We start from the raw sequence: 6,374 nt of genomic DNA on the forward strand, positions 1-6,374 counted from the left end.
AGCAAGCATTTTGCCTACCATCGGGGTCGTTGTACTCACCATGGGCAATCGGCCCGCCGAACTTGACCGGGCGCTTCGCGGCCTGCTGGAGCAACGCAACGTCGAGTTGGACGTAGTGGTCGTCGGCAACGGCTGGGATCCCGTCGATTTGCCCCCCGGTGTCAAGGCTCACTTTCTTGAGGACAACTTGGGAATTCCTGCAGGCAGGAACGCAGGGGTCCCGGAAGTGGCTGGCGATTACCTTTGCTTCCTGGATGACGACTCGTGGTTCCTGGACGACGATTTCCTTGATGAAGCGGTCTCCCGCTTTAAGCGGCACGCGAAGATGGGATTGCTCCAGCCTCGGATCACCGATCCGCTGTGCGACGATGACCCCACGCGATGGATCCCCCGCCTGAACAAACGAACCGCCCAAGACTCCAGCCGCGTCTTTCACGTGGGGGAAACCTGCCTAGTGATGCCTAGGTACATCTTCGATGAAACCCGGGGATGGGCCGGTGGATTTTGGTATGCCCACGAAGGAATCGAACTCGCGTGGCGGGTTTGGGACACCGGACACCACGTTTGGTACGCAGGGGACATGCGGATCGGGCATCCCGTCGTCGACCAACGCCGGCATGAGGAGTTCTACAGGCTCAATGCCCGCAACCGTGTTTGGCTTGCCAAGAGGAACCTGCGCTGGCCTTTTAGCTGGCTGTATGTATCAAGCTGGGCATTGCTTGAGGCCATGCGGTTGCGCAAGGAACCCGGTGCCCTCCGCCAGTACTTCAGTGGATGGCTCGCCGGGTGGAGAGAGAGTCCTTGGTATTCAACTCCACGCCCTAAACTAAAATGGTCGACTCATCTACGGATGATGCTTGCCGGCCGGCCACCAATCATTTGAGAACTACCGACCAGCACGTTCCATAGACGCACCGATCAACTTACTGGAGATTTACATGGCGAAAACAGTCCTCACCTACGGAACCTTCGATCTCTTCCACGTCGGCCACTTGAACATCCTCAAGCGCCTGAAGGAAAAGGGCGACCGTTTGATCGTCGGTGTCTCCACCGATGAGTTTAATGCGATCAAGGGCAAGAAGCCGATCGTACCCTTCGAACAGCGACTCGAGATCGTCCAGGCCATCCAATACGTGGATCAGGCCATTCCGGAGGACAACTGGGACCAGAAACGCCTGGACATCGCCAAGTATGATGTTGACGTCTTTGGCATCGGAGAGGACTGGAAGGGAAAGTTCGACGATCTGGGCGACAAGGTAGAAGTCGTCTATCTCCCACGTACGACGGGTATTTCCACCACTGAGCTCAAGCGCGTCTTGAGCGCCTTTGACGAACGGCATGTTGCCAAGCTCAAGGATACGTTGGACAGCCTGAGCCAGATCGTTAAGGAGCTTAGCTAAAAATGGGGGGTAGCGAATCGATAGTTGAGATCAACGAAAGACCAGAATTAGAACGTCTCCCTGTCCAGGGGCCAATCCGAGGTACTAGACCTGACATCACGGTAGTCATCGCTGTATATAACGATTCCCATAATCTAATAACCTCAATTGAGTCCGCGCAATATCAAACACACAATAATGTTGAAATTATTGTTGTAGACGATTGTTCAACAGATGATAGCCATGAAAAAGCCCTCGAGTTAGCATCTTCCGACAGCCGAATCAGGGTACTGCAGACGCCCAGAAATTCGGGAGGTGTAGGTGCTCCGCGCAATGTTGGGCGCCGAGCAGCTCTTGCCGAATGGATTACGTTCCTCGACAGTGACGACGAACTGGACGTACATGCCTGTAAGAACCTGATCAATGCCGCGAAGGGATCGAACGCGGATGTAATCGCTGGTAAGACGAAGCGGTTCCATGTTGCGACGGGTCGTTGGAGCGGATGGCATGCCCGACTCTATTCTGATCCCCTGCTGATCGAGGGAATCGAGTCATTCCCAGAGTTGGCTATTGACACTATTGCGGTGGGTAAATTATTTTCAAAACAATTCTTAGATGATAATAATATATATTGTCCTGAAGATATCCATTATGAAGATCTCGTGTTCACCGCACAAATATATAAAAAAAGTAACCTAATTAAAATAATATGTGAATCAACATACGTATGGAAAATTTATCCTGTTGTAGAACGTAAATCTATAACAAACCAACGTGATTCGATTAAAAATGTCGAGTATCGCCTGGAAGCGCTCGCTCGCATCAAGTCGATAATGTCAGACGGCGCGTCACCCGCCCTAGCCGACAGGCTCCAGCTCAAAATACTCCGGCATGATGCCCGTCTCTACCTGAACGATATCGCCAAGCATGACGATGGGTTGTCTGAGGAGATTCTCCGGTTACTACGTCCACAAATTGCAGAAATTCAGAACCATGTGATTTCTAAACTGGATGACCAGGAAAAAATCCTCTACCTCGCTGCTTTGTCTGGTATTCCAAGCCGCGTTAGGTGGGCCCTGCGAATGATTCGAGGGATGGTTAGTGCGCCCCCGTCAATTAGTCCCTTCAGCGAGCGGAATAATTTTTCGGCTAATGGTGAAACCACATCCCATGTCGATGAATCTATACCGACAGAATTTTTAAATATTCCATTTTCGAATTACATTGAAATTCCATGGTTCAAATACGCATTTTATCATGAAGTAACTAAATTTAAAAGAATAAATAAATATATATACAGAATACATGGTCAAACCAATGATCAGTTTGAACATTTAAGTGATCTTAAAAATTTCGATATGAATATTGTTGTATTCAGTCGTTCTGGGGATAGGACCAGGAAGCTAGCTAGGGTAAATGTTTTAGGGTGGCATGCAGGAAACTTGACTTGGGAGGCGGACGTTCTAATTCCAGAAGCGTTGCCACACCAAGGGAACCTAAAATTGGGCTTTATGGTGCAGGTCGCACGTGACTCTCTCCATGTAACAGGCCACCTTTTCGTAGCGACTAAAATTCCGAACAGAAAATCACTAATAGTTCGGCAGAACTACGGTGCGCGGCTGTCTCGAGAGGCCTTTTACATCTATAGGACAGTTGACACCACCGCGGGATTGCGCCAACGTAAAGTTAGTGACAAACGAACGGTCATCCGTTCTATGTATCATTCGATTTCCCACGTATGTAAGCAAACACTTGGTAGGTTCAGTGCTGAGACGCAGGTTCGTTCGAGGTATCTTGCCCCAATTTCTCGATTATTTCGGAGTTTTGTATTGCGCGAAGGATGCGTACTTTTCGAGTCGCATATGGGAAAGAGCTACAGCGATAGCCCAAAGGCAATTAGCCTGGCGCTTGCGAAGGCTAGACCTGATCTGAAACAGATTTGGAGTTTTGCTCCGGGATTCGACCACGCACTTTCATGCGCACATGAGACCGTGGTCCGAGGATCCCTCGGTTATCTTAGGGCCCTGGCAACTTCAAAGTATTTGGTGGACAATCAGTCGTGGCCTTCCTACTTTAGAAAGCGTTCTGGTCAAACATACCTCCAAACGTGGCATGGTGTTCCGTTGAAGCTTATGGGCTATGACATGCCAACGATGAAGTCGGCCTCTCCGGATAAACGCGTGGCGTTTAAGCGCACCATTGATGCTTGGGACTATCTCTGTAATCCGAGTCCTTTTTTCGAGGAAACCTTTGTCAAATCTGTTGGATACCGAGGAGAATTGTTGCCGTACGGAAGCCCGCGCAATGATGAGCTTGTGTCATCGGCCAAGCAGGAGCTATGCCTTGAGGCTATCCGAACCCAACTGGGAATCCGAACAAATCGTAAAGTTGTTTTATATGCTCCTACGTTCAGGGCTTCAAATAGTGGGTCCAAACGGCCTTTAAGCTTGAACCTCGATCTGCAAGAATGGGTTGAAGCCCTGGGATCGGACACCCTATTGCTCGTAAGGCCCCATTATTTAAATAAATTGACAATACCAATGAAATTTTCACATAATATTATTGATGTTTCGAATGTGGATAATATTTCAGAATTGTATTTAATTGCTGATATATTAATTACTGACTATTCAAGCGTGATGTTTGATTATTCTATTCTAAATAAACCCATAATCCTGTATGCCTATGATCTTGAGTCGTATGTTCGTGACGAGCGGGGAACCTATTTTGACATCACCGAGTTCGCCCCTGGTCGAATCGTGAAAAGTCAGCACGAGCTTGCCCATGCTATTTCTGAAGCACTGGTGTCAGACGTGGCTCCTGAGCAGAGGGTTTTGTTCCAGGAGCGTTTCATGGGTGCAGAGACGGGACACGCGTCCGAGGACGCCATTACAAGAGTTTGGGGAGAAAAGTAATGGGCACTTCTTCATTCCAACGAATTGTCATTCTGGCCAACGATATTGATCGGCTCGGCGGTGTGGGGCGCTTTGTGCACCAGATGGCCTTGGAGTTTTTTGACCGGGGGTTTGAGGTAGAACTTCTCGGTGTGACACCAACTCGTGAGAGTGAGTTGATGGAGCTTCATAGGCCCGCGACCATTCGCACGTCTGTCCTCTGGGATGAAATTCCTCCCGCTAAAGAAACCTCCACAGGACTGCGCGCTAAGTTTGATCTTGGTGCTCGACGGAGAACCCACAGGAGAATTACTGGTCGGGCCAATGCGGTTGCGCGGTTGAGCGAACGGCTAAAGTGCTGGGGCCCAGGGACATTGATTATATGTACACAGGTTTTCGGAATGGAACATCTTGTTGAGGCCGGCTACGACCGAAAAAACCCATCCATGCCTCGAGTAATCGGGCAGTATCACAGTTCCTACAAAATGGCTGTCGAGACTCGTGATTTGGGGAGAATTCATCGTGCTTATGTGAATGTTGAGAAGTTTGTTTGTCTAACCGAAGAAGACGCACTTAGTTTCACAAGGTCGGGTATGAACAACGCTACGTGGATACCGAATGCCGTCACTATTCATGAAGAGCAAAATTCTGCAACGACGCGTAATAAAGAACGATTGATCATTGCTCTTGGTCGATACGACGAAAATAAGGCACATGATGTTCTTCTTGATGCTTGGAACGAGATCTCTGATCGGTTGCCGGACTGGAGAGTCGAACTATATGGTGAGGGAGAATCCAGAAGCGATTTGGAGAAACAGATTACTGCTTCTTCGATTCCTCGTGTACAGCTGATGGGCATGACCAATGAAGTTGGAGGGTTGCTGCAGAAGGCTAGCATTCACGTTCTTTGTTCACGAAACGAGGGATTACCGCTGTCTATTGCTGAGGCTGCGCTTGCAGGAGTTCCGACAGTTTCGACAGACTGCTCTCCGGGAATTAGCGATCTGATCATGGACGGTGTTTCCGGGACGATCGTACCGGTTGGGAATAGCTCGAAGTTGGGTACTGCAATCCTGGAGATCGCTTCTAGCTCGGCCATGCTTGAAGGTATGTCGATAGCCAGCAGAAGCCATGTGCAGGCTTTTACTCCCGAAAAAGTCATGGCAGAATGGATGAAACTTATGAACGACATCGCCTTATAGTAGTCATCTTGGTTCCGCTGAATGGCTCGTCTCTGGCCAAACCTAGTTAACAGTTTTGGCTACTATTTCCGTGACCGGTTCAGCGGTTGCCAAGTAGCGCCTCTTGGTTGAGGTGGCCTAGTGTTGTGACCTCTGAGCAGTTGGACTCTTATAGGGCGTATCAAGCCGTTCCCTTGACCTCAGGGCTCCGGACATCGGCCCGAGATCAAATTAGAAAATCCGTAGTATCACGGGGAACTTGAACCGTATCTGAGCAGCCTAGGTGTCGGAGCTCGATATAATAGGTCATCCTGATTTTCCAGAGCCCACCGAGTCATAACTGGCAAATTCGGACAGTGGGTACGCCCAGTCCGGGTAGGCGGTACGGCTGCTTTCGGCTAGAGGGTACCGCTGGGGGCTAGGTTGTGGTCCGCTTGAGAAACTTGCGGCACATCCGGTGCTGCTGCGTTGATTGAGGGGCCTTTGATGGCTGATTACAGTGCGATCATGGCTTTGGTGCTCGAGCACCGAAGCTACAGCGAGATAGTCGAAACCGTGGGATGTTCACGCCGCGAAATCGCGTTGGTGACTAAGACCGTCAGAGCCCGGGGCATCACCACGGAACAGGCAGCATCCTTGAGCCGCGATGACCTGGCGGAGCTGTTTCCCGATGGCCGGAAGAACGTCTCGGTCGGATTCGTGCAGCCGGACTTGGCGGCAATCGTGAAGTCCATGAAATCCAACCGGCACTACACCTTGCAGCAGGCCTGGCACCGGTACGTCCAAGCTCCGGCTGCTAAATAGCGTCTGAAGGTACTCATGTTCCGGCTTGTTGGTACTTCCGTTCTGCTCACACGGTACCGCTCGAGCACTTTTCATGATCATCTGATTTGATCGCCACACAACACGGTGCGGCGAGC

General features: G+C 50.2%; 5 protein-coding genes. All 5 read left to right on the plus strand.

Features of this window, described 5'->3' with window-relative positions; all coding sequences use genetic code 11:
• Positions 1-40: 40 nt before the first annotated feature.
• The 5 genes from ABEA12_RS07445 (at position 41) to ABEA12_RS07465 (ending at position 6,258) form a co-directional block, all read left to right on the plus strand.
• Positions 41-883, plus strand: coding sequence for a glycosyltransferase family 2 protein (locus tag ABEA12_RS07445; RefSeq protein ID WP_210102532.1), 843 nt, complete (start codon positions 41-43; stop codon positions 881-883).
• A 55-nt stretch (positions 884-938) separates the two neighbouring features.
• On the plus strand, positions 939-1,400 hold the full coding sequence (locus ABEA12_RS07450; RefSeq protein ID WP_210100606.1) for an FAD synthase family protein: 462 nt from the start codon (positions 939-941) through the stop codon (positions 1,398-1,400).
• Between the two features lie 2 nt (positions 1,401-1,402).
• A complete protein-coding gene (locus tag ABEA12_RS07455; RefSeq protein WP_210100607.1) occupies positions 1,403-4,294 on the plus strand; it encodes a bifunctional glycosyltransferase/CDP-glycerol:glycerophosphate glycerophosphotransferase in 2,892 nt (963 codons plus the stop codon).
• Positions 4,294-5,475, plus strand: coding sequence for a glycosyltransferase (locus ABEA12_RS07460; protein ID WP_210100608.1), 1,182 nt, complete (start codon positions 4,294-4,296; stop codon positions 5,473-5,475). Before ABEA12_RS07455 ends, ABEA12_RS07460 begins: the two co-directional genes overlap by 1 nt.
• Positions 5,476-5,940: 465 nt before the next feature.
• Positions 5,941-6,258: a hypothetical protein gene (locus ABEA12_RS07465; RefSeq protein ID WP_210100609.1), complete on the plus strand. Its 318-nt coding sequence runs from the start codon at positions 5,941-5,943 to the stop codon at positions 6,256-6,258.
• Positions 6,259-6,374: the final 116 nt, after the last annotated feature.

Source organism: Paeniglutamicibacter antarcticus (assembly GCF_039544305.1).
GTDB classification, from domain to species: domain Bacteria; phylum Actinomycetota; class Actinomycetes; order Actinomycetales; family Micrococcaceae; genus Paeniglutamicibacter; species Paeniglutamicibacter antarcticus_C.

What these genes read in the sequence shown, in the direction of transcription:
- ABEA12_RS07445 (WP_210102532.1), top strand. Translation starts at nt 41, where the DNA reads ATGGGCAATCGGCCCGCCGAACTTGACCGGGCGCTTCGCGGCCTGCTG.
- ABEA12_RS07450 (WP_210100606.1), top strand. Translation starts at nt 939, where the DNA reads ATGGCGAAAACAGTCCTCACCTACGGAACCTTCGATCTCTTCCACGTC.
- ABEA12_RS07455 (WP_210100607.1), top strand. Translation starts at nt 1,403, where the DNA reads ATGGGGGGTAGCGAATCGATAGTTGAGATCAACGAAAGACCAGAATTA.
- ABEA12_RS07460 (WP_210100608.1), top strand. Translation starts at nt 4,294, where the DNA reads ATGGGCACTTCTTCATTCCAACGAATTGTCATTCTGGCCAACGATATT.
- ABEA12_RS07465 (WP_210100609.1), top strand. Translation starts at nt 5,941, where the DNA reads ATGGCTGATTACAGTGCGATCATGGCTTTGGTGCTCGAGCACCGAAGC.